Source organism: Myxococcus eversor (assembly GCF_010894455.1).
GTDB lineage: Bacteria > Myxococcota > Myxococcia > Myxococcales > Myxococcaceae > Myxococcus > Myxococcus eversor.
Genome location: NZ_JAAIXY010000021.1, coordinates 71,926 through 95,392, shown reverse-complemented (window position 1 = coordinate 95,392; position 23,467 = coordinate 71,926). Strand labels below are relative to the sequence as shown.

The window sequence follows — 23,467 nt, the reverse complement described above, 5'->3', positions numbered from 1 at the left end:
CCTTCGCAATCCCACATCGCGCTGCGACACGACTGAGGTCGCCCGCTAGGGAGTCGAGTCCTTGTCCATGAGGTTGTAGACCTCCTGCACGTCGCGCAGCAGCTTGGGGAAGTCCAGCTCCAAGTCCCTCAGCAGGCCGGTGCGCATGTCGAACACCCAGCCGTGCACGGTGGGGAAGCCCTTCTCCAGATAGGTGCGCTGCACGGCGGCCGTCTTGACGATGCTGAAGCACTGCTCGGTGACGTTCAGCTCCACCAGCCGGGCGTAGCGGGCCTCGGGGTCGGTGAGCGCGTCCAGCTCCGCCTTGTGGAGCCGGTAGACGTCCCGCACGTTGCGCAGCCACGGGTTGAGGATGCCCAAATCCCGGGGCTGCATGGCGGCCTTCACGCCCTGACAGCCGTAGTGGCCGCAGACGACGATGCGCTTCACCGACAGGTGGCGGACCGCGTAGTTGATGACCGACATCACGTTCAGGTCGACGTTGTTGACCAGGTTCGCGACGTTGCGGTGGACGAAGACGTCCCCGGGCTCCACGCCCATGATTTCGTTGGCGGGCACCCGGCTGTCGGAGCAGCCGATGTAGAGGTACTCGGGGTTGTGCTCGGCGGACAGCCGCTCGAAGTACTTCGGGTCGTCCTTCGTCTTGGCCGCGGACCAGCGACGGTTGTTCTCGAAAATCTGTTCGTAGGAGGGCACGGACCGGGGGCATGCCCGGCCCGGTGCCCCCGCGTCAACGGGAGAATGTCGGTTCAGGTGCCGGCGGCCCCGCTTCAGCGAGCGAGCTGGATGGGCCTGGCGGACGCCAGCCGCACCTGGCGCATGTCGACGAGGATGTCGTAGGCGCCCGCCTCGGGAAGGAGGGGGCCCGCGGCGAAGCGGTAGAGGGCCCGCGGGTCGCGCTCGAGCGGGAAGCGCTCCCGGACGGCGGTGGCGAGCAGCTCCTTGGCCACCCACTCGGTGTCGACGGACACGGAGCCGAACTCGTCCAGGTAGCGCTGGGACGCGGACGAGTCCCGCTGCCGCGCGGTGAGGACGAAGACGCGCGGCTTGCGCGAGGGGACGATGGCGGCGGCTCCCTGCCGCATCAGCTCCAGCTCCCGGCCCTGGGGCCGCGCGAACAGCTCCACGGATTGCTGGTGCGCGAGCAGGGCGCTCACCGCGACGAAGCCGCCCAGCACCGCCACCGCCACGCGAGGCCCCCGCGTGGGCCACAGCTCTCCCAGCTTCAACACGGCGGCGAAGAAGAACACGCTCCACACGCCGGTGAGGGCATACAGCGTGCGGTACGTGGGCCACCGCTCGCTGGCGAGCAGGCTGGCGCAGTACGCGACGCCCGACAGGCCCACCAGGGCCATCACCCACGTCCCCACGCCCACGCGTCCCGCGCGCCGTCCCTCGACGACGAGCGCCAGCGCGAGCACCGTCAGCGTCACCCCCACCATGGGCCAGTAGCCCCCGGAGGGCGCGGCGTCCGTGTCGTTGAGCGCGTTCAGCGCCAGCGCGTTGGGCAGCACCTGGGTGACGAACCAGCCCGCCTTGTCCACGAAGTGCCGCTCCAGCACCATGCGCGGCGACGGCGTGAAGAGCCCCAGCCAGAAGGTCAGCCGGGTGATGACATAGGCGAGCCCCAGGCCTCCACCCACGACGAACAGGTGGCTGGCGAGCCAGCGCGCCGGCGTCCGCGCGTCGTCGAACCGCCGCGTCACCAGCGCCGCCGCGAGCAGCACCGCGTAGAACGGACCGCTCGCTTGATAGATGAGCGTCGACGCGGCCAGGGCCACCACCGCGCCCACGCACCAGGCCCAGCGCAGCGTCCCGCTCGCGGAAGGGCGCAGCCCCCGTCGCGCCAGGGCGAAGGCCGCGGCGCTCGCGAGCAGCGCCACTCCCTGAGGCCAGCAGATGCTCCAGCTCGCCACCACCTGCGCGGAGGGAATCACCGTGAGGAACGCGGCGAGCAGCGCGGCGGGAGCCCGTCGCCACCCCTCGGACCGCAACAGCAGGTAGAGCGCGAGCGACAGCAGGGCCAGCCCCAGCACGCCCAGCGCCCGCAGGCCGCTCAGTCCCTCCACGCCGTCCGTCTCACGCGTGGAGCGCTCCAGGAGCCAGCCATACAACGGACGGCCCATGGCGCCGCACACCCGCAGAATCTTCCCGGGCTCCTCGCGGGCCTCCCGCTGAATCGCGTAGTCGTCGCGCAGGCCATAGTGCGACGAGATGGCGCTGCCATAGACGACCCAGGGCAGCAGGAAGAGCAGGGCGGCCGTACCCAGTGCCCGGAAGGCACCTGTCGTGATGCGTGTCCGCAGGGGGAACCTCTGAAGGCTCACGACCCTAGCAGAGTCGTATGACGCGTCTCGGTATGCGTGAAGTCTCACGGAAAAGTGAAACGTTCCACAACGACTTCACCGCCCGGCTGCCCAGGCCCATGCGGCGTGTCCATCCGGACGAATCAGCAGCCCCCCGAGGCCATGGAGCGGTGTGGCGTCGTCGGAAATGTCGAGCTCCAGCACTTCCAGCCGGGGTGTCCAGCCCGGCGCGGGCTCCCACCGGGTGGGTGCCTGGGGGCCTGCCTTCGCGTGCAGCCACGGCCAATGGCCTCGGTGCAGGGCGGAGTAGAGCGGGCGCGGGCTTCCGTCGGAGAGCCGCAGGTCCCAGTTGGGAAGTCTCCGGCCTGTCCAACCCGGCAGAGGGGGCAGGGCCTGGAGGGGCGAAGGCACGGGCGCGTCCGGGTAGGCGACGTCGAGTCCGCCGAGGTGCTCGGCGAGCGGGCGATTCACGGTGGGGTTGCGCAGCAGGCCGTTCATCAGCTCCCGCAGCGCGAGCGTTTCCGGGGTGAAGCCCATGAGCGCGGACTGGGCCTCCGTGTTGCGCAGCAGGGCCTGGCCCACGCGGTGACGCTCGTGGTGGTAGCTGTCCAGCCGCGTGTCCGGCGCGCCCTCGCGCGGCACGGCGGCGAGCTTCCAGCCCAGGTTCAGCGCGTCCTGGAGCCCCACGTTGAGGCCCTGGCCGCCGGCCGGGTAGTGCATGTGCGCGGCGTCACCGGCGAGCAGCACGCGCCCCTGCCGGTAGGTGTCCGCCAGCCGCGTCTCGTTGCCGAAGCGTGACAGCCACCGGGGCTCGCGCATCCCGAAGTCGGAGCCCGCCACGTGGGCGAGGCTCGCGCGCAGCTCGTCCAGGGTGAGCGGCTCCTTCAGGCGAGGTCCCCGGGCGCATGCGTATCCAGCGAGAGCAGGTGGTGCGGGCGGCGTGGACGTGGGTGGATGAGCTGGGCGTGGAGGGGCTGACGATGCGTTTGTTGGCGCAGGCGCTCGCCGTCCAGGCGCCGTCGCTCTACTGGCACTTCCCGAGCAAGCAGGCGTTGCTGGAGACGATGGCGGACGCGCTCCTGGAGGACGTGGCGCGTACGCGTCCCCGGGGGACGGCTGGGAGCCGGTGGTGAAGGGCGTGGCGGAGGAGCTGCGGCGCGCGCTCCTGCGCCACCGGGATGGAGCCCGGGTGTTCGCCGGGACGTTCGTGGTGTCGGAGAACACGCTCCGGGTCAGCGAGCTGCTCATGGAGGCGCTGGGGCTGCTGGGCCTGCCGCCGAAGGAGGCGGGCTGGGCCACCTTCGCGTTGCTCGACTACGTGCTCGGGTTCACCATCGAGGAACAGGCCTTTGGTGCCCAACAGGGCGAGGGGCCTCCGGCGGCCGAGCGGATGCGGACGCTCGCCCTGTCGCGCTTTCCCCACGTGGCCCGGGCGGTGGACGCGCTGGTCGACCCTGACTTCGATGCGCGCTTCACCTTCGGACTGGAGGTGTTCCTCTCGGGACTGAAGAGCCGTCGCGCGCCGAAAGCACGGTGAGCCCAAGCCGGGCTTCCGCGAGGCATTGGACAGCGACCCTGGACCGCGGAGCACCCGGGCGCGCGTGTATCGAAACGGAAGGGATTGGCAGGTGACGTCGGGTGACGGGCCGCGTCTGCTCGTGCACGCCTGAATGTCAGACTATTGGAAGCAGTCCTTGACGTCGCCCCGCCACGCACGCACCTCCATCAGAGTGGAAGTGCTTGCGTGAAATTCGAGTCCCGGCTGCCTGCTCACAATGTGACCATCGAGGGCTGGGTGGTGGAGTGGCTCGCGCTGCACTGGCAGATGCCCGCGGCCTCCATCGACACCCGGCGTCCCCTCGTCGAGCAGGGGTTGGACTCCGTGGGCGCCATCTCCCTGGCGCATGACCTGGAGCAATGGCTGGGTTTGCCGCTCACCCTGTCCTTCCTCTGGGAGCAGCGCACCATCGAGGCCCTGGCGCGCGCGCTGGCCTCCCCCGACGCGCTGTTCGCCCTGTCGCCTCCGAGCGAATCCGGCGAGGCGCTGGTGTCCTCCTCCGGGGAGACGCCGCCCGCGTCCCTGGGCCAGCAGCGGGTCTGGCGCCTCGACACCCTCCAGCGGGGCAGTGCTCGCTTCCACGTCCATTTCGGTCTGCGATTCGACGGTCCCCTGGATGTCGAATCGCTGAGACTCAGCCTCCAAGAAATAGTGCGACGCCACGAGTCGTTCCGGACGACGTTCCGCGAGCAGGACGGGCGGCTGACGCAAGTGGTGGCGTCTCCGCCGCGGCTGGAGCTGCCCGTCGTGGACCTGCGCGCGGAGCAGGCCGGTGACGAGGAGCAGGCGCTGCGCTCCGCGTCCTTCCGGACACTCTTCGATGCGCAGGGCCGCACGCCGTTCGACCTCCAGTCAGGTCCGCTGCTTCGCACGACCCTGGTGGTGCTGGCGGACCAGACGCATGTCCTGCTGGTGACGCAGCATCGGCTCATCACGGATGGGCCGTCGCTCGGAGTGTTCAGTCGGGAGCTGGCGTCGCTGTATCGCGTCTTCCAGGCGGGGGTGCCGTCGCCGCTGGCGTCGCCCTCGCGTCAGTGGGTCGACGTGGCGCGGTGGCAGCGGGCCTGGCTGGACAGTGAAGCGGCGGCGCGGCAGCGCGAGTACTGGAGCGCGCGGCTGGAGGGCGTGCCGGCCCTGACGCTGACGTCGCGAAGGGCCGGGGCCGAGGACACCCGGTTGGGAGGACTGGTCTGCTTCGACGTGCCCGTGGCGCTGACGTCGGCGTGGAAGGCGCTGGCGAGCGGGGAGGGCGCCACGCTGTTCACCGCGCTCTCGGCCGCCTTCTCCGTGCTGCTGCGTCGGCATGCGGGCCAGGAGGACCTGCTGTTGGGCACCGTGGTGGCCAACCGGGGGCGGCGAGAGCTGCGCGACGTGGTGGGCTGTCTGGCCAACACCGTGGCGCTCCGGTGTGACTTGACGGGCAACCCCTCGTTCCGGGAGCTGCTCGCCAGGCACCACGTGCGCACCACGGAGGACCTGAGTCATCAGGAGCTGCCGTTCGACGAGGTGGTGCGCCAGGTCCGCGACGCGCGGGGCGCGCCCCCGACGGTGCAGGTCGCTTGCGTGTTCGAGAACGCGGCCGCCTTCGAGGTGGCCATCCCCGGCCTGTGCTGCACGCTGCTGTCGGACACGCCGGATGCGTCGGTGCCGGGCACGGCCCGCCATGAGCTGACGCTGCTCCTATGCGAGGACCAGGGGAGCCTGCGAGGCGCCTTCGAGTACGCCTCCGACGTGTTCCTGCCGGCCGAGGTCGAACGGCTCGCGGAGGACTTCCGGCGACTGCTGGGGCGCGTGGTGGAGGCGCCCGATGCCAGGCTGGATGAGTTGACGCCTCCAGCCCTCGCCACGATGACGGGGTGACTCAGGCGCTGGCGTCCGAAGGCGGAGTCCCCGCGGACTGGACCTCCGGCACCGCCTCTTCCAGGGCCATCCGGGCCTCGTCGAAGTCCCGGAGGGCCGAGTCCACGAGCGCGCCCCATCGCTCGGGGGGCTCGCGCTGCGAGCGCATCTCCAATTCCTCACAGGTGCGGGAGAGGCGGGCCGCGCCGAACAGGGCCGCGCTCGAGCGCAGGCTGTGCGCGTGTCGCGTCAGCGCCGCCGCGTCCTGCTCCTCCAGGGCCACGCGGAACGAGGCCAGGTGTTTGTCGGCGTTGCGCAGGAAGTCGCGCACCAGGGTGGTCAGCTCGCTCCTGTCGGAGCCGGTGAGCAGCTCCAGCCGCTGGAAGGCCGTCGTGTCGAAGATGACGGTCGGTGGCGCGGGAGGCGGTCCGAAGCGAGGCGCCTCCGCCGCGTTCTCCAGCGCGGCCACGAGCAGCCCCACTTCCACGGGCTTGGTCACGAAGTCGTTCATCCCCGCCTGGAGACACAGCTCCTGGTCTCCCTGGATGACACTGGCCGTCATCGCGATGATGCGAGGGTTTCCATAGCGCCGGATGTCCGCGCGAATGCGCCGCGTGGCCTCCAGGCCGTCCATCTGGGGCATGTGGACGTCCATGAAGACGACGTCATAGGGCTCGCGCTCCAGCGCGCTCAGGGACTCCTCGCCGTTGCCCGCGACGTCCGCGTCGTAGCCCAGCTTCTTGAACAGGCGCAGGCCGACCTTCTGGTTGATGGGGTTGTCCTCCACCAGGAGGATTCGCAGCGGCAGGCGCTGGCTCAGGGTGACGTCCAGCTCGGCCGCGGGCCGGATGGGCACCACCTGGCCTTCCCGGAGGATGACCTCGAGCGTGAAGGTGGAGCCGACTCCCACGGTGCTCTGGACGCGGATGGTGCCGCCCATCATCTCCGACAGCCGCAGGCTGATGGCGAGCCCCAGCCCCGTGCCGCCGTAGTGACGGCTCGTCGAGGCGTCCACCTGGCTGAAGGAGCGGAAGAGGCGGTCCATCCGCTCGGCGGGGATGCCGATGCCCGTGTCCTGGATGGTGAAGCGCAAGGGCCAGCTTGGGGCCTCGGCGTCCGGGCGCGCGTCGCCGCGTGAGACGTGGACGGTGACACCGCCCTCGTGGGTGAACTTGAGCGCGTTGCCCACCAGGTTGACGAGCACCTGACGCAGCCGCGTCTTGTCGCCGAACAGCGCGTCGCGCACGTCCTCGTCCACCGAGTGGCGCAGGGTGAGCCCCCGCTTCGCGGCCTGCGGGCCCAGCAGTCCCAGGCACTCCTTGAGGCTCTGGCGCAGGGAGAAGGACTGGCTGTCCAGCTCGAAGGCGCCGGCTTCAATCTTGGAGAAGTCGAGCAGGTCATTGATGAGGCGCAGGAGCGAGTCGCCGCTGGTGTGGATGACGTCCACGCACTCCTGCTGCTCCTCGGTGAGGGACGTCTCGCGCAGGAGCTGGGCCATGCCGAGCACGCCATTCATGGGCGTGCGAATCTCGTGGCTCATGTTGGCCAGGAAGCTGGACTTGGCGGCATTGGCGGCGTCGGCCTCCGCGCGCGCGGCGTCCAGGGCCACGTTCTTCTCGCCCATGGCGGAGAGCGCGTCCTGGGCCTCGGTGACGTCCAGGAAGGCCCACAGCCGGCCGCGCGCGGAGCCCCGGCGCGCGGGCACGCAGGAGACGGACAGCGTCTGGTGCGGAGACTCGAAGCGCCAGAGCATGTTGCGCAGCTCGGGCTGGCTGCCGTCGAACATGCGCGCCATCCGCTCTTCGATTTGAGCGCGGTTCTTCGCGCGCTCGCGCAGGGTGGCCATGGCGCGGGACATGAGGTGGGCGGGCACCTGGCCATCCGGCAGCCCCAAGAGGAGGGCGCCCGGCTTGTTCACCCACGTCTCCACGCGGTTCTGCTCCAGGAAGACGAGCCCGCAGGGCACCGCGTCGGTGATGGAGTCCACGCGCGCGCGCAGGTTCTCCGTCGCGCCTTCCAAGTCACACTCGCGCGCGGCGGTGAGCAGCAGGCCGGACAGCGCTCGCAGCGCGGCTTGCTCGGCGGGCGTGAAAGGGCCTGTGCCGCGGCGCAGGAGGAGGAGGGCGCCCTTGCGGTCATCGACGGACTGCCATGGCAGCACGGCCATCGCCCCGCGCAGCGGCTCCGGGAGGCCGAGGTCCTGGGGACTCGGGTCGAAGAAGCACCACTGCGTCTCGCCCAGCACGCCCCGGAAGAGGTCCTCTCCCAGGTGGGCCAGCCGGGGGCGCGCGGCGGGAGTGCCCGCCAGCTCGAACACCGTGACTGCGTCGATGCGGCGCAGGCTGACGGCCACGTCCGCGCGACACGCCTGACGCACGACTTCCAGCACCCGCGCGAGCTGTCCACCATCCCGAACCGACAGGGCCTGCACCGCGGCCACCATCAGCTCCATCACCGAAGAATCCACGGGGGACGGTACGAAAGTCCCCCCCGGAGTGGACGCATCCTTCTCCGACAGGCTCACGAAGCGGCGAGTGCCTGGGCGATGAGCGCGTTGACCTCGTTCGGCGCCGTCATGTGCGGCAGGTGGCCCTGGTTGGGGACGTAGTGAATCTGTCCCTTGGGCAGGCTCTTCGCCAGGTACTCGCCCACGTGGTTGGGGACGGCGAAGTCGTGGAGCGGCTGGACGACCCAGGATGGGACGTTCAGTCGGGTGACCTGCTCGCGGAAGTCGGACTCGAAGATGATGCGAATCACGCCGATGGCGATGTCGGGCCGCAGGGCGATGAGGGACTCGGAGAAGTCCTTGACCACCTCGGGCGTGGCGGAGGGCCCGACGGCGGCCTGCGCGAAGCCGCTGGCCCAGGCGTCGAAGTGCTTCTCGATGGTCTCATAGAGCGCGTCGATGCCCGGCCGGTCGAAGCCGCCCAGGTAGTCGGGGGCATTGAGGTAGCGCGGGGACGCGCTGATGAAGACCATGCCGCGGAAGAGCTCCGGACGCAGCAGCCCCGCGAGCAGGCCAATCATCCCGCTCATGGAGTGGCCCACGTAGAACACGTTGCGCGCCTGGACGGCCTCCAGCACTTCCATCAGGTCCAGCGCGTAGCTCTCCAGGCCGGCGTAGCGGTGCGGACTGTAGGCCTCCAAATCGGAGCCCTGGGCGCCCACATGGTCGAACAGGACGATGCGGTGCGTGTCCTCGAAGGCACGTACCTGATTGCGCCAGGCGGTCTGGTTGGTGCCGAAGCCGTGGGCGAGCACGAGCACGTCGTCACCCCGACCGACGACCTGCACATTGTTTCGAGTGAGGACCGTCTTGGACATGGTCTGTCCATTGTAGGCCAGGCGCCCCATTCACGCGGACCGCGCCCGCATGCCCTCCGGTCGACCACTCAACGAAAGCGCCGCGCGGACCCACCCCGTGTCGTGGAAACCCCTGGGTGGCTCCAGGTCGGGAAACGTGGGGTGACGCCGCGAGGCGGTGCTCGCGCGGGCCACATCAGACATTCGCCGCGTCGGCCCCTCCACGATTGGAGGTGCCATTGTCCGCGGTCGCCCAGTGGGCAGCCGGTCGGGTTGAGAGGGATTCAGCGGGTGATGACAACCGGCGCGGGAGGAGCGCGCTCCATGGGGTTGGCAATCGTCCTGACGATGGTGGGCATGATGGTGTCGGTCACCCCAGCGGTCCCCGAGGCACGTCGCCCTGGCACCACGGAGTGGAACCTGAGTCAGCCCGCCACCGGGACCCAGTTGGAGGGGTACGCCGGAGCGACCAGTGTGCAGCGCGGCGAGTCCATCGACATCCATGTCCGGACGGACGGCGCGCGCCCGGTGAGCTGGGAGCTGTACCGCATGGGCTACTACGGGGGCACGGGCTCCCGGAAGATGGCGTCCGGTGGCCCCATCACCATCGGCCCCCAACCCACGCCCGTGGCGGACCGGACGACGGGACTCGTCGAATGCCGCTGGCCCACCAGCTTCACCGTTCCGACGCAGGCGAGCTGGCCCAGCGGCGTCTACCTGCTCAAGCTGCGGCGTGACGACGGGCCCCAGTCCTACGTCATCTTCGTCGTGCGCGCGGACGAGCGGAAGAACACGGGCGTCCTCCAGATTCCGTTCACCACCTTCCAGGCCTACAACGCGTGGGGCGGCGAGAGCCTCTACTCCACCTCCCTGGGGCTGTCCGGAGGCCACGCCAAGGCGGTCTCGTTCGACCGGCCCTACGTGGATGGCAACGGCGCGGGCGAGTACTTCTACGCCACGCACAACTTCGTGCTGTGGGCGGAGTCGAAGGGCTACGAGCTGTCCTACGTCACCAACGTCGACGTGGACAGGAATCCTTCGCTGCTGCTGGGACAGCGGCTGTTCCTGTCCGTGGGACATGACGAGTACTGGTCCCGCCCGGCCCGGACGGCGGTGGACGCGGCGCTGGCGTCGGGGGTGAATCTGGCGTTCCTCGGCAGTGACACGAGCTGCTGGCTCATCCGCCTGGAGTCGTCGAGCGAGGGCGCGTCGCGGCGCAAGCAGGTTTGTTACAAGGACGAGGCCCGCGCGGAGGACCCGCTGGCCGGCACTCCGCTCGTCACCGTGCGCTGGCGCAACGCGCTGCTCGGTGAGCCGGAGAACGGACTGGTGGGGGTGATGTCCGACGCGTGGGGAATCATTCCCCAGCCGTACGTCGTGCACACGCCGGGCGCGTGGCCCTTCGCCGGCACGGGGCTCGCGCAGGGCGACTCCATCCCCTCCGTCGTCGGCTATGAAATCGACCGCGCGTGGACGAACGGCGCGGGGCCGCCGGGCTTCGTCTCGCTGGCGACGTCTCCGGCCATCAGCAACAAGGGCGAGCCCAACTGGCACACCTCCGGCCTGTACACCGCGCCCTCCGGCGCGTTCGTCTTCTCCAGTGGTGGCATCTCCTGGTCCCAAGGGCTGTCCCATCCCCACTTCGCGGACCTCCGCGTGCAGCGCATCACCGACAATGTGATGCGCAAGGCGGGGCTGGTGCCCACGCTCGACGGGGACACCTTCGGCGCGCAGAACCCCCGGCCGGTGGACCGCACGGGCCAGTCCGCGGGCGTCTCCACCTTCGCCGGAGCCGCGTTCCAGGAGGGCTTCGTGAACGGCCCCGCGACGCAGGCGCGCTTCCGCAGACCCGTGGGCGTGGCGGTGGACGGAACGGGCACGGTGTTCATCGCGGACACGGGCAACCACGCGGTGAGGCGCATCGCCAACGACGAGGCCCGCACCGTCACCACCATCGCCGGCACGGGCTCGGCGGGCGTGGGGGAGGGGGCCGGCGCGATGACGGCGCTCCGCTCGCCGCAAGCCATCGCCATCGCCCCGGACGGCACGCTCTACGTGGCGGACACGGGCAACCACCGCATCGTCCGCATTGCCCGGGATGGACGCTGGACGGTGAGCACCTTCGCGGGTTCGAAGGATGGCCGGCAGGGCAGGGCGGATGGCGTGGGCACGGCCGCGCGCTTCCAGACGCCTGGCAGCGTGACGTTCGCCGGCGCGGACCTGTACGTGACGGACACCTTCAACCACCGGCTCGCGCGCATCTCTCCGGAAGGGAGGGTGAGCACGGTGATTGGCACCCGGGGCTCTGGCAGCACCAACGGCCCCGCCAGCCAGGCGCGCTTCCACCGGCCGACGGCGGTGGCCTTCGGCGGGGGCGCGCTGTGGGTGGTGGACACGGGCAACCGGCTCATCCGCCGGGTGGCGATGGATGCCAGCTTCACCACCGCCACCGTGGCGGGTGCCGTCACGGGGGGCTTCTCCGACGGCGCGGGCGGGGCGGCGCTGTTCCTGCCCATGCTGGGCGCGGCATATGTCGACGGGAGGCTGCTGCTGACGGACACCGGAAATGAGCGCATTCGCGCGCTCGTCGGCGGACAGGTGCGCACCTACGCGGGGACGGGGGCGCATGGCGCGCGCGACGGCGCGGCGGCGGAGGCGACGTTCAGCCTGCCCACTGGAATCGCCGCGCTGTCGGGAGGAGACGTGCTCGTGGTGGACCAGGGCGCGTCGACGGTGCGCAGGCTGCTCGCGCCGTCGAGCGGCGGAGGACCGCGCCCCGTGCCGCGAATCACCGGCGGACCTTTCTCCGGGACCGCCGCGCCGCTGGACGTGTTCCTCGATGCGACGACGAGCACGACGACGGAGCCGGGGAGCTGGATTCAGCGCTTCCGGTGGGACTTCGGCGACGGCACCACGTCCGACGCGGCGTACCTGGAGCACCGGTACACGGGCGTGGGCCGCTACACCGTCACCCTCACCGCGACGGATGCCAAGGGGGTGAGCGCGTCCACCACCCAGGTCATCCGCGTGGGCGTGCCAGTGGAGGGCGCGCCCTGAGACACCGTGGAGCCGTCAGGACTTCGCGAAGGCGGGCGGGTCCGGGATGGAAATCGTTCGTGTCTGGATTTGAGAGGGATTCACTCGCGCCCTGGGCGTCGAACTGTCGACAGATGTCCCGGTGTCCCCGTGTGCGGGAAGCGTCCGATGACGAACGCGGGGCCGACTCGGGCCGACACGGCCTTGGACCTGGCACTAGGGTCCTCGGCCGTGGAGACAGGGGATGCGGGTCAAGAACAGAGACACACGGGAGGGCTCCGGAAGGTGGGGTCCTGGTTCCGTGCGGGCGCGTGGAAGAGCGCGGTGGCACGCGTCGTCTTCGTGAGCGTGGCGTGGTGGGCCCTGTGTGACGGGGACCCGAAGAGCTTCGCCTTCGGCCTGCCCGTCGTCCTGACGGTATCGGTGGTGAGCTTCCTCTTGAGTCCGCCCCAGGGCTACGGGTGGCGACTCACGGAGGTCATACGCTTCGCTGGTTTCTTCCTCGCGGGCTCCGTCCATGGAGGCTTCGACGTGGCGCGCCGCGCGCTGGCGCCGAGCCTGCCCATCTCTCCGGTGTTCGTCCGCTATCGGATGCGCCTGCCCGAGGGCGCGCCCCAGACCGTGTTCCGAATCACCCTCAGCCTGATGCCGGGCACGTTGAACGCGGACGTGCTCGGAGAGGAGCTGGTGGTGCATTCGCTCGTGGACAAGGGCGCGGGCATCCACCACGAGCTGGAGAAGCTGGAGTGGCGCGTGTCGCGACTCTTCGGACTGGGGATTCCTCCGCCGGAGCCGGAGCCCGTCCATGCATGAGCTGCGCACGGGCCTGGCCTTCTTCCTGCTCCTGAACATCCTCGCGGGCCTGGTGCGAGTCGCGCGCGGGCCCACGCTCACGGACCGCTTCATCGTCGCGCAGCTCTTCGGGACGACGGGGGTGGGCGTGCTCGTGCTGCTCGCGGCGGACGCGGGCAGGGACGCGCTGCGGGACGTGGCGCTCGTGTTCGCGCTGCTGGCGCCCGTCACGGTGGTGGCCTTCGTGCGCTTCGCGGTGGGAAGTGACGCGGACGCGAAAGGCGCAAGCTCCGGTCCGGACCAGGAGCCGAGGCCGTGAGTCCCCTGGAGCTGCTCTCCGCGGCGTTCCTCTTCGCCGGAGCCGCCTTCTGTCTGGCGGGCACGGTGGGCGTGCTGCGCTTCCCGGACGTGTACTGCCGGCTGCATGCGCTCACCAAGGTCGACAACCTGGGACTGGGGCTGGTGGTGGTGGGGCTGGCGCTGCGGTCCTCCTCGTGGGCCACGGCGCTCAAGCTGTTGCTCGTCTGGCTCTTCGTCCTCATCTCCAGCGCCTTCACCTGTCAGCTCATCGCGCGCGCGGCGCTTCGCAGGGGGGCCGTGCCCTGGGGAGGGCGGCGGGAGCCATGATGGACGGGCTGCTGGATGGATGCCTCGCGCTGTGTCTGCCCTTGCTGGCGTACCTGGTGCTGAGGACCGAGTCGCTGTCCCAGGCGGTGGTGCTCTTCGTCGCCTTCGGCCTCTTGTCCGCGCTGGGCTGGGCACGCCTGGAGGCCCCGGACATCGCGCTGGTGGAGGCGGCCGTGGGCACGGGCCTCACCGGCGCGCTGTTGATGCACACGCTGAGCTGGACGGAGGAGACGCCGCCCGATGTCCGCGCGCGAGCCCGGCGCAGGCCCTGGGCGCTCCTGGCCATGGCCGCGTTGACGCTCCTGCTCGGGTGGGCGGTGCTCGCGCTGCCGGCCGACAGTCCGGGCCTGGGCTTGGAGGTGGATGCCCGACGGGAGGACAGCGGGGTGAAGCACCCCGTCACGGCCGTGCTGCTGAACTTCCGGGGCTACGACACGCTGCTGGAAATCGCGGTGCTGCTGGTGGCCGCGCTGGGGGCACGCGCGGTGAATCCGCGCAGCGAGCGGGCCTCTTCCGAGGCCGCGAAGGACCCGCTGACGGGCGAGCTGTTCCGGATGATGACGCCCGCGCTGCTGCTGGTGGCGGGCTACCTGGTGTGGGTGGGTGACCATGGCCCGGGCGGGGCCTTCCAGGCGGGCGCCATCCTCGCGGGAGGCGGGGTGGTGGCGATTCTCACGAGCAGGATGGGAACGCCGCGCATGTCCTCGCTTCGGGTGCGCTGGGCGCTGCTCACCGGCCCGTTGCTGTTCATCGGCGTGGCGGTGGCGCCGCTGTTCTCCGGAGGGCGGCTGCTGGAGTTTCCCGAGAAGTACGCCGGGACACTCATCTTCATCGTGGAGATGGCGCTGACGGTCACCATCGCCATGGTGCTGCTGATGTTCTTCCCGGGGACGCGTCCTCCGAGGACGGGGCGAGGGAGCGCGCGATGAATCCGTGGCTCGTCTATGCCCTGTCGGGAGTGGCGTTGTTCAGCGTGGGGCTGGTGGGCCTCTTCTCGCACCAGCACGTGGTGAAGCGCATCCTCGCCTCGAACATCACCGGCTCCGGAGTGCTGCTCGTCCTCGTCGCCCTGGCGCGGCGCGTGCCCTCGGGTCCGCCGGACCCGGTGCCCCACGCGCTGGTGCTCACGGGCATCGTCGTGTCGGTGAGCTCCACGGCGTTGGGCGTGGCCCTGGCGCGCCGCATGGCCCGGCTCCAGGCCGAGGCGACGCATTCCCCCGAGCATGAGCCCCGCTCCGACGGGGAAGGTCCATGACGAGCGTGGCGGCCTTGATGGCGTGGCCGGTCATCCTCCCCCTGCTGGGCGCGGTGCTGGCGCTGCTGGTGGGGCGCCCGGGTGTGCGACTGGTCGCGGGCGTGGCGTCGGTGGCCACGCTCATGGCCTCGTCGAGGCTCGCGTGGGAGGTGGCCCATCAGGGAGTGCTGCGCCAGTCCATTGGCGGGTGGGGCGCTCCCCTGGGCATCGAGTGGCGCGCGGACGGCCTCGCGGCGCTGATGCTGCTGACCATCGCGCTGGTGGGACCGCTCATCAGCGTCCATGCGCTGGACCACTTGGGGGACCGCGAGGACCGGGAGTTCCTCCCGCTGTGGCTGTTCGTCTGGTGCGCGCTCAACGCGCTGGTGCTGTCGGACGATGCCTTCAACCTCTACGTCACGCTGGAGTTGACGACGCTGGCGGCCGTCGCGCTCATCGCGGTGCGCCGGGATTTGCCGGGGCTCGACGCGGGCCTGCGCTACCTGCTCTTCGCGCTGCCGGGCTCGCTCTGCTACCTGCTGGGCATCGCGCTCCTGTACGGCGCCCACGCCACGCTGGATGTGGGGACGCTCGCCCAGCGCGTGCAGCCGGGCCCGGTGACGTGGGTGGCCGCGGGCCTGGTGACGGTGGGGCTGTGCCTCAAGACGCCGCTGTTCCCGCTCCATGTCTGGCTGCCGCCGACGTACACGGGCGCGCCCACGCCCGTCACGGCGCTCCTGTCGGCGCTCATTTCGAAGGGCTCCTTCTACGTGCTGCTGCGGCTGTGGCTGGAGGTCTTCGCGCCCGTCCTGGACGCGCGGGTGGGGCAGCTGCTGGGCGTGCTGGGCGCGGTGGCGGTGCTGTGGGGCTCGTTCCTGGCGCTGAGCCAGACGCAGCTCAAGCGCGTGGTCGCCTATTCGAGCGTCGCGCAGATTGGCTACCTGTTCCTCGTCTTCCCCATGGCGACGAGCGGGGCTCGCGCGGGCGCCATCTACCTGGTCGTCTCCCATGCCGCCGCGAAGGCCTCCATGTTCGTGGCGGTGGGGAACATCCACCAGGCGGTGGGAATCACAGCGCTCGGCGGCGTGCAGGGTCTGGCCTACCGGATGCCCTTCACGTTCCTCGCCATGGCGCTGGGAGGCATCAGCCTGATTGGCATTCCGCCCAGCGGAGGGTTCATCGCGAAGTGGCTCCTCTTGAATGAGTCCATCGGCACGCGGCAGTGGTGGTGGGCATTGGTGCTGCTGGCCGGCAGCCTGCTGGCGGCGGCGTATGTCTTCCGCATCCTCCGGGGCTCGTTCCTGCCGCTGCCGGCCGAGGTGAAGGTGCGCTCCATTCCCCTGCGCAATGAACTGGCGCCGCTGGCGCTGGCGCTCATCGCGTTGGTGCTGGGGCTGGTGCCCTGGTTCCCGTTGGAGCTGCTGGCCATCGGGGCGTCGCGATGACGAACACCTGGTTGCCGCTGTCCGTGCTGCTCAGCTCGCTCTTGCCGGGGCTCATCATCTTCCTGCTCGCCGAGGAGCAGCGGCGCACGCGCACGTTGCTCAACCTGCTCGCGGCCGTCACCAAGCTGGTGCTCACGGGCGTCATGGCGTGGGGCGTGTTCCAGGGGCGTCAGTACGAGACGCGGCTGCCCTTCTTGCCCAAGGCGGACCTGGTGCTGAGGGCGGACTCCTTCAGCCTGCTCTTCATCACCCTGTCCGCCGTGCTGTGGTTCGTGACGACCATCTACGCGGTGGGCTACCTGGAGGGCACGGACCATCGCAGTCGCTTCTTCGGCTTCTTCTCGCTGTGTGTCGCGTCGACGATGGGCATCGCCCTCGCCGGCAACCTGCTCACCTTCTTCCTCTTCTACGAGATGCTCACGCTGTCCACGTACCCGCTGGTCATCCACCGGGGGACGCCGGAGGCGCTGCGCGCGGGCAACGTCTACCTGCGCTACACGCTGAGCGGGGCCACGCTGCTGCTGGCGGGGGTGGTCCTGCTCTACTCGCTGGCGGGCGCGGTGGAGTTCACCGAGCGAGGCGCGCTGGGCGCCGTGGCGGCGCACCGCACCGAGCTGATTGCCGCCTTCGTGCTGTTGATGGGAGGGCTCGGGGTGAAGACGGCGCTGGTGCCGCTGCATGGCTGGCTGCCGGTGGCGATGGTGGCGCCCGCTCCCGTCAGCGCGCTCTTGCATGCCGTCGCGGTGGTGAAGGCGGGCGCCTTCGGCATCACCCGCGTCATCTACGACGTGTACGGCGTCTATCTGGTGCATGACCTGGGGGTGATGCAGCCCCTGGCCATCGTCGCCGCCGTCACCATCCTCTTTGGCTCGGTGCGCGCGCTCCAGCAGGGCGACTTGAAGAAGCGGCTGGCCTACTCCACGGTGAGCCAGGTCGCGTACATCGTGCTGGGCGTCTCCATCTTCGGGACGGCGTCCACCATCGGTGGGCTGGTGCACCTGGTGCATCAGGGGGTGATGAAAATCACCCTGTTCTTCTGCGCGGGGAACTACGCGGAAGAGCTGCACGTGCACCGCGTGAGTGAGCTGCGGGGCGTGGGGCGCCGGATGCCCCTGACGACGGCGGCCTTCACCGTGGGCGCGCTGGGGATGATTGGCATTCCCCCCGTCGCCGGCTTCATCTCCAAGTGGTACCTGGGCATCGGCGCGCTGGAGGCGCACCAGCCCTGGCTGGTGGTGGTGCTGCTGACGAGCAGCCTGCTCAACGCGGGCTACTTCCTGCCCATCGTCTATTCCGCGTGGTTCCAGGCCCCGCGCGAGGCGTGGAAGCCGAGCCCCGGGCGGTGGGAGATTGGCCTGTTGTTGCTGTTGCCCACGGTGGCCACGGCCGTGCTGTCGCTCGCCGCGGGCCTCTTCGCCGGGGCGGAGCTGAGCCCGCTGGGCTGGACGCGGCTCCTCACCGAGCGGGAGTTCCGTCCATGAGGGCCGACGAATGGGCCTCGCTCGCGGTCATCGGGACGCTGCTCGTGCCGTGTGTCCTGACGGGGATGGTGATGCTGCCCCTCACCCGGCGCGTGGGCATGGCGCTGGCGCCGTGGGCCGCGCTTCCGGCGCTCGGGTTGGGTCTGGGCACGGGGGCGACCGTCCACTGGAAGTCGGTGCTCCTGGGGATGCAGTTGTATGCGCCGGACGAGGTGACGCGGACGTACCTGCTCTTCACCGGGGTTCTGTGGCTCTTCTCCGGCCTGTTCGCGCGCGGGTATCTGCGCGAGGACGCGCACCTCGCCTCGTTCTGGGGATTCTTCCTGGCGACGCTGACGGGGAACGTGGGCGCGGTGCTCGCGCGGGACGTGGCGAGCTTCTATCTGTTCTTCGCGATGATGACGTTCTGCGCTTACGGGCTCGTCGTCCATGAGCGCACCGAAGCGGCGGCTCGGGCGGGCCGCGTCTACATCGTCATGGCCTTGTTGGGGGAGGTGCTGCTGCTGGCGGCGTTCTTCCTCCTGGTGGGGACGCGCGTCAACCTGTCGTTCGACGACGTGCCGCGCGTGGTGGCGGAGTCGTCCCATCGCGACGTCATCTGCGTGCTCATCCTCGTCGGCTTCGGCGTCAAGGTGGGCGCCATCCTCCTGCACATGTGGCTGCCGCTGGCGCACCCTGTCGCGCCCGCGCCGGGAAGCGCCGTGCTCAGTGGCACCATCATCAAGGTGGGTGTGCTGGGCTGGTTGCGCTTCCTGCCGCTGGGGCACGCGAGCCTGCCCACGCTGGGCACCGTGTGCGTGGCGGCGGGGCTCACGGCCGCGTTCTATGGCGTCGCGGTGGGGCTCACGCAGCGGGAGGCGAAGACGGTGCTGGCCTACTCCAGCATCAGCCAGATGGGCTTCCTCACGCTCGCGGTGGGGCTGGCCCTGGGCGCCCCGGAGGCGGCTCCCGTGCTCATCGGCGCGGTGCTCGTCTATGCGGTGCACCACGCGCTGGCGAAGGGGTTGTTGTTCCTGGGCACGGGCCTCCTGCCCGCGACGGGACGACGGGGCTGGCGGGGCGTGCTGGTGCTGGTGGGGCTGACGTGGTGCGCGCTGGAAATCGCGGGCGCGCCGCTGACGAGCGGGGCGCTGGCGAAGCTCTCATTGAAGTCGGCGGAAGCCGCCGCGCACGCCTCGGAGGCGCTGCCGACGCTGCTGTCCCTGGCGGCGGTGGGCAGCACGCTCATCATGGCGCGCTTCCTGGAGTGCACCGTGCCCAAGGCTCCCGAGCAGGGGAAGGCCGGCGCGGGAGGGATGCTGCTTTCGTGGGGGCTGCTGCTCGCCGTGGACACGGTGCTGCTCTTCTGGCCACCGGTGGGACGTGACGAACTGCCGCACCTGCTCGCGCCGAAATACATGGTCTCGGCGGCGTGGCCCGTCCTCGTCGGTGGACTGGTGGCGGCGGTCGTGTGGCGCTCGCGGCGGTGGCGCACGTGGCGCGTGCCGGTGCTTCCAGCAGGAGACGTGCTCTGGCCGCTGATGCGGGTGCTGTGGCCGGGCTGGCGCCTGCTGACGACAGGGGCGGACCGTGAAGAGGAAGAGCAGGCGGAGACGGCCGCGCGGCTTCAGGGCGGGTTCGCGAGGTTCCGGAAAGCCTCGCTCGACGAGGTCGAGAACGCCGAGGCGAGGCTGAGCCGGTTGAGCCACGTGGGCCTCGCGCTGCTGTTGTTCCTGGGAGTCTTCATCCTGTTGTTGGTCCGGTAGGGGGAGGCGTTACGCGCTCCTGCGCTCCATGCGCGGCTCGGCGATGGACAGGACGGGGCGCAGCCGGGCGGCCTCGGCGAGGTGCCAGTCGCGGCGGGACTCGTCCAGGTCCGCGAGCTGGGTGTGCGCGTCGGCGGCCTCCCACGGCATGCCCTGGAGCTTCGCGGTGCGCAGGGCGGCCTCGAAGCCGCGCCGCGCCGACCCGGGCCTTCCCTCGGCCAGGGCCAGTCTGGCTCGGAAGAGGTGTGCGGCTGGCAGGCCGAGCGCGCAGCTCCGGGCACCTTTCTCCAGCGCGCGGCGGAGTCGATGGGCGTGCTGCCTCAAGTGCTCAGCGTCCTTGTCGCCGCGAGCCCGCGCCTCGCGCCAGAGCTCCAGGAAGGTCTCCGCCAGTCCGGTGTAGGAATACACCGTCGCGATGCTCAGCGCGCTGTTCAGGATGGCTGACATCTGCTGCTCCGCCAGCACCCGCGCGCGCGTGGCATCTCCAGCGCGCAGCAAGGCCAGGGCGATGAGGCCGGTGATGGAGGGGTCGTGGTACGTCTCCGGGTCCAGGGACCTCGCCTGGAGTCCCTCCAGCGCCGCCTCGTGGTACCCCGCGAGCATCAGGAGGATGGCCCTGTCCTCTCGGACCCATTTGAGCGTCTGGGGGTCCTCCCGCCTGCGGCCCGACGCCTCCAGTTCCAGTGAGCGCTCCATGGCCTCGCCGGGTCGTCCCTGGAGCAGGTACACGTGGAACAGCAGGAGGGTGGCCTCGTCCGCCAGCCGTTGATTCCCCAGCCGCGTGAAGCCCGCGATGCTCTCCGTGAGCGACTCCTCGCACTCGGGGAAGCGCGCCGCGTTCAGCAGGTACATGGACAGCGACAGCCGCGAGAAGGCGGCGGCCTGCCGGTTGTTCGCCTGATTCGCGAGCCTCAGGCTGGCGCGTCCGTAGGCGGCGGCCGCCCTGTGGAGGGGAATCGAACCCAGCACCACCGTCAGCGAGGCGTAGGCGCGCGCACGCAGGCTCGCGGAGCCAGACTTGTCGGCGAAGCGGGCCATCTGGAAGGAGTAGTAGCCAACGCCGCGCCAATCCGCGGCATGGACGGCGAGCAGCGAGAGGTCCGCGCAGGTCTCCGTCAGGTCCACCATCTCCTCGAAGCGCGTTCCGATGCGCATCACCCGTCGCAGGCCCGGCACCCAGCTCAGCAGTTGCCGCAGGGCCGCCATCGCCGTTTCCAGGCCGCGAGCGGCGGGACGCGTGGGCACCGGGTGCCCCATCAGCGCCATGGCCGCGAGGAGGTGTCGCCGGGCCTCCTCCTGGCGGCCCAGCCACCTCAAGGCCCGTCCCAGCTTTCGCTCCCAGCGCGCGCGCCGCGAGGGAGGCACGCGCTCGGCGCTCGCCTCATCCAGCTCCAGCGCCCGGGTGAAGAAGGCCACCGCCTCGCTGGGCGCATGCGTGCTCATCGCCTGCTCTCCGGACCGCTCCAGCGCGTCCAGGGCCTTGGCGGGCACTCCCGCGCGCAGCCAGTGGTACGCCAGTCGCGGGTGGTGGGGCGTCAACTCCGTCGCGTGACGCTGCTCGTACCAGCGGGCGACCGCCTCATGGAGCTGCCGCCGCTGGGAGAACAGCAGCAGGTTGTAGGCCACCTCCTGGGTGATGACGTGCTTGAAGAGGTAGCTCAGTTCCGGGGTGTTCTCCAGCGGCAGCGCCAGGTCCTTCTCCCGCAGGCTGAGCAGATGCGAGCCCAACTGGGGACGCTCGTCCGGCAGAGGATGGACGTCGCGCAGCAGCGCGCCGCTGAACGTGCGACCGATGACGCTCGCGGCCTTCAGCGTGAGCTGCTGCACGGGCGTCAGCCGGTCGATGCGGGTGGTGATGAGTCCCTCCAGCGTGGAAGGCAGTCCCATTGACTCCAGGTCTCCGGCCTCCGGGGTGAGGTGGCACACGCCGCGCTCGACGAAGAGGAGCCCATGGTCCCTCAGGGCATGGGCCAGCTCCTCGCTGTAGAACGGATGTCCCTCCGCCTTGCGCTGGATGAAGTCGGCCACCGCGGGCTGGAGCCGGGTCACCCCGAGCCGGGCGCAGACCAGGGCTTCGACCTCCTCTCCCGACAAGGGGCCCAGTCGAAGGCCCTGCGTCGTCCCTTGCCTGCGCAGCGCCTCGAGCGCGGGCGGCTCCACCGGCATCGGGCGCAGGCCCACCACGAGCAGCCAGTCGGGGAGGTCCCGGCAGAGGCGCCGCAAGAGCTCCCATGACGCGGAGTCCAGCCAGTGGCCGTCCTCCATCAGCAGCACACAGGGCCCGGCCTCTCCGAGCAGCATCAGCATGAGGGCCTGGGTGGTGTCCGCGCGCGCCTCGTCGCGGAGCTGCTCCGTGCGGTCCGTCTCCGGCAGCTCCAGCAGGAGGACGGGGTTGAGGAGCGGAGCCAGGGCGGCATTGCCGGGCAGGCGGGCCCTCACCGCCGTGCGTCGCGCTTCGAGCGAGGCGCCCGCGGGCAGTCCGAGCAACGCGGAGAAGAGGGTGCGCCAGGCGAAGTAGACGGTGTTGCTCTCCGCCGCGTCCGCGCTCCCCGACAACACGCGCAGCCCGCGCGCCTTCGCTCCCTCCGCCGCGTAGGTGAGCAGGCGCGACTTGCCCTGGCCGGCCTCGCCTTCGAGGAGCAGGGCCCCGCCCGTGCCTCGGGTGGGGCTCTCCAGGAAGGAGTCGAGGGTGGCTCGCTCCCGCAGCCGTCCCACCACGGGATGGACCCCGCGGTGGCCGCGCGTTTCGTCCAGGCTCCCCGGCCGGAACCGACGCACGGGCTCCGCCACCCCCTTCACCTTCACGGGAGGCAATCGCTCCGTCCACAGCCGCTCGCCCACGGCCTGGGCGGTGGGCTCGTCGAGGAGGATGTCGTCGCGAGCCTCCTGCATCAGCCGCGCGGCCAGGTTCACCGTCCTGCCCATCAGCGCGTATTCGTAGCGGACCACACCGCCTCGCAGGCCACAGCACACCCGTCCCGTCGCGATGCCGACGGACGCCTTCAGCCCCTGCGCCTGGAGCGAGCCCCGCGCCTGGATGGCCGCCTTCACCGCGCGCGCCGCGTCGTCCTCGTGCGCGCACGTGGGCAGCCCGAAGCCCGCGACGAGGACCAGGCCCTTGTCGTCCACCAGGAGCTGATTGACGCTGCCTCCTTGCGAGTAGACGGCCTCCTGGAGCGCGCGCACCGCGTCCGACAGGCGGGGCAGCAGCGCCTCCGAGGCCCCCTCCGGAAGTCCGTCCAGACGGAGGAAGAGGACTGTCACCCGGCGCGGCTCGGCGAGCCACTTCCGGTCATGGACCTCCAGCGCCGCCAGCAGCCCCCGCGACACGAAGGGCCGCAGCGCCGCCACCGAGTCCTCGCCGAGCGCGGCCGGGGGCAGGGGCCAGGGTTCGGGGGCTGGCAGCGACAGGATGCGGGCGATGCCCGAGTGTGAGACGTCCCCCTGCGCCTCCTCGCCCAGCAACTGCCAGAGCGGCGCCGACACGCGCACCTCCCCCGGCGAAGTGACGTGCTCCACCTCCCGGAGCTGCGTGAAGGGCGCTCCGCGCACCAGGGCCTGCCAGCGCCCCTGGATGCCGCCGGCCATGACGGCCTGCACCTCGCCAGCGCCCAGCGCCACCCGGAGGGCCAGCGCGTGTTCCCGGAAGAAGGGCGTGCGCATGGCCTGCTGTAGCGCCAGGCCACATGCCACCGCGCGACGTGCCGCCTGGGTGAGCGAGGTCTCCGCTTCCCTCAGTGGCCACAGCGCGAGCAGCGCGTCCCCCGGGAAGTGGAGGATGTCCCCGCCATGCGCGGTGACGACCTCCACCAGGGGCGTGAAGAGCCGCTCCAGCAGCCGTGACAGCTCCTCCGCGCCCGCGGCGCCCTGCTGGACCAGCCGCTCCGTCAGGGGGGTAAAGCCAGACACATCCGCGAGCAGGACCACCGAGGCGAAGCACTCCGACTCGGGGGCCTCGGGACGGCGCGCTCCGCGACGTGCCAGCAGGGCCGGCACGCAAGGCAAGAGCTGCTGGGCGGTATCCATTCAACCTCGCGCTGAATCCAGACGTCCACACTACAGGGGCCACGCGAGGTTTCGAAAAGAATGCCTGCTCACCCG

18 protein-coding genes are annotated in these 23,467 nt (G+C 70.6%); 12 read left to right on the top strand and 6 right to left on the bottom strand.

The features are described 5' to 3' along the window. Positions 1-45 precede the first annotated feature (45 nt). The 3 genes from G4D83_RS34560 to G4D83_RS46500 form a co-directional block, all read right to left on the bottom strand. The gene (locus G4D83_RS34560; RefSeq protein ID WP_163869148.1) at positions 46-696 is read right to left on the bottom strand and encodes a carbonic anhydrase; all 651 of its coding nucleotides are present in this window, start codon (positions 694-696) and stop codon (positions 46-48) included. Positions 697-770: 74 nt separating this feature from the next. Further along, positions 771-2,327 carry a glucosyltransferase domain-containing protein gene (locus G4D83_RS34555; protein ID WP_205522792.1) on the bottom strand — a complete coding sequence of 519 codons (1,557 nt, stop codon included), beginning with the start codon at positions 2,325-2,327 and terminating at the stop codon, positions 771-773. Positions 2,328-2,402: 75 nt separating this feature from the next. Continuing rightward, positions 2,403-3,194, bottom strand: coding sequence for an FAD-dependent monooxygenase (locus G4D83_RS46500; RefSeq protein ID WP_275902411.1), 792 nt, complete (start codon positions 3,192-3,194; stop codon positions 2,403-2,405). Between the two features lie 17 nt (positions 3,195-3,211). Between G4D83_RS46500 and G4D83_RS46495 the strand changes: the two genes are divergently transcribed. From G4D83_RS46495 to G4D83_RS34540, 3 genes are all read left to right on the top strand, one after another. Further along, positions 3,212-3,439, top strand: coding sequence for a TetR family transcriptional regulator (locus tag G4D83_RS46495; protein WP_240356954.1), 228 nt, complete (start codon positions 3,212-3,214; stop codon positions 3,437-3,439). Then, a complete protein-coding gene (locus G4D83_RS34545) occupies positions 3,436-3,843 on the top strand; it encodes a TetR/AcrR family transcriptional regulator C-terminal domain-containing protein (RefSeq protein WP_240356952.1) in 408 nt (135 codons plus the stop codon). The genes G4D83_RS46495 and G4D83_RS34545 overlap by 4 nt, the downstream gene beginning before the upstream one ends. A gap of 207 nt (positions 3,844-4,050) precedes the next feature. Continuing rightward, entirely contained in the window at positions 4,051-5,724 is a 1,674-nt protein-coding gene (locus G4D83_RS34540; RefSeq protein ID WP_163869145.1) for a condensation domain-containing protein, read from the top strand. Position 5,725: 1 nt separating this feature from the next. Here G4D83_RS34540 and G4D83_RS34535 read toward each other — a convergent pair whose 3' ends face one another. Next, positions 5,726-8,155, bottom strand: coding sequence for an ATP-binding protein (locus tag G4D83_RS34535; protein ID WP_240356973.1), 2,430 nt, complete (start codon positions 8,153-8,155; stop codon positions 5,726-5,728). Between the two features lie 68 nt (positions 8,156-8,223). Further along, a complete protein-coding gene (locus tag G4D83_RS34530; RefSeq protein ID WP_163869143.1) occupies positions 8,224-9,027 on the bottom strand; it encodes an alpha/beta fold hydrolase in 804 nt (267 codons plus the stop codon). 303 nt (positions 9,028-9,330) lie between these two features. Between G4D83_RS34530 and G4D83_RS34525 the strand changes: the two genes are divergently transcribed. From G4D83_RS34525 to G4D83_RS34485, 9 genes are all read left to right on the top strand, one after another. Beyond that, positions 9,331-12,063, top strand: a complete 2,733-nt coding sequence (locus G4D83_RS34525) for a N,N-dimethylformamidase beta subunit family domain-containing protein (protein ID WP_163869142.1) — start codon at positions 9,331-9,333, stop codon at positions 12,061-12,063. Positions 12,064-12,327: 264 nt separating this feature from the next. Continuing rightward, a complete protein-coding gene (locus tag G4D83_RS34520) occupies positions 12,328-12,855 on the top strand; it encodes a Na+/H+ antiporter subunit E (RefSeq protein WP_163869141.1) in 528 nt (175 codons plus the stop codon). Beyond that, the gene (locus G4D83_RS34515; RefSeq protein WP_163869140.1) at positions 12,848-13,153 is read left to right on the top strand and encodes an MrpF/PhaF family protein; all 306 of its coding nucleotides are present in this window, start codon (positions 12,848-12,850) and stop codon (positions 13,151-13,153) included. Before G4D83_RS34520 ends, G4D83_RS34515 begins: the two co-directional genes overlap by 8 nt. Next, the gene (gene mnhG / locus G4D83_RS34510) at positions 13,150-13,461 is read left to right on the top strand and encodes a monovalent cation/H(+) antiporter subunit G (RefSeq protein WP_163869139.1); all 312 of its coding nucleotides are present in this window, start codon (positions 13,150-13,152) and stop codon (positions 13,459-13,461) included. Before G4D83_RS34515 ends, mnhG begins: the two co-directional genes overlap by 4 nt. Continuing rightward, positions 13,458-14,390, top strand: coding sequence for a hydrogenase subunit MbhD domain-containing protein (locus tag G4D83_RS34505; protein ID WP_163869138.1), 933 nt, complete (start codon positions 13,458-13,460; stop codon positions 14,388-14,390). The genes mnhG and G4D83_RS34505 overlap by 4 nt, the downstream gene beginning before the upstream one ends. Next, positions 14,387-14,716, top strand: coding sequence for a sodium:proton antiporter (locus G4D83_RS34500; RefSeq protein ID WP_163869137.1), 330 nt, complete (start codon positions 14,387-14,389; stop codon positions 14,714-14,716). The genes G4D83_RS34505 and G4D83_RS34500 overlap by 4 nt, the downstream gene beginning before the upstream one ends. Continuing rightward, positions 14,713-16,140 (top strand): complex I subunit 5 family protein, encoded by a 1,428-nt coding sequence (locus G4D83_RS34495; protein WP_163869136.1) that lies wholly within the window; start codon positions 14,713-14,715, stop codon positions 16,138-16,140. Before G4D83_RS34500 ends, G4D83_RS34495 begins: the two co-directional genes overlap by 4 nt. Beyond that, a complete protein-coding gene (locus tag G4D83_RS34490; protein ID WP_163869135.1) occupies positions 16,137-17,621 on the top strand; it encodes a monovalent cation/H+ antiporter subunit D family protein in 1,485 nt (494 codons plus the stop codon). Before G4D83_RS34495 ends, G4D83_RS34490 begins: the two co-directional genes overlap by 4 nt. Then, a complete protein-coding gene (locus G4D83_RS34485) occupies positions 17,618-19,366 on the top strand; it encodes a complex I subunit 5 family protein (RefSeq protein ID WP_163869134.1) in 1,749 nt (582 codons plus the stop codon). The genes G4D83_RS34490 and G4D83_RS34485 overlap by 4 nt, the downstream gene beginning before the upstream one ends. A gap of 9 nt (positions 19,367-19,375) precedes the next feature. Here G4D83_RS34485 and G4D83_RS34480 read toward each other — a convergent pair whose 3' ends face one another. Further along, on the bottom strand, positions 19,376-23,392 hold the full coding sequence (locus tag G4D83_RS34480; RefSeq protein WP_163869133.1) for an AAA family ATPase: 4,017 nt from the start codon (positions 23,390-23,392) through the stop codon (positions 19,376-19,378). Positions 23,393-23,467 lie beyond the last annotated feature (75 nt).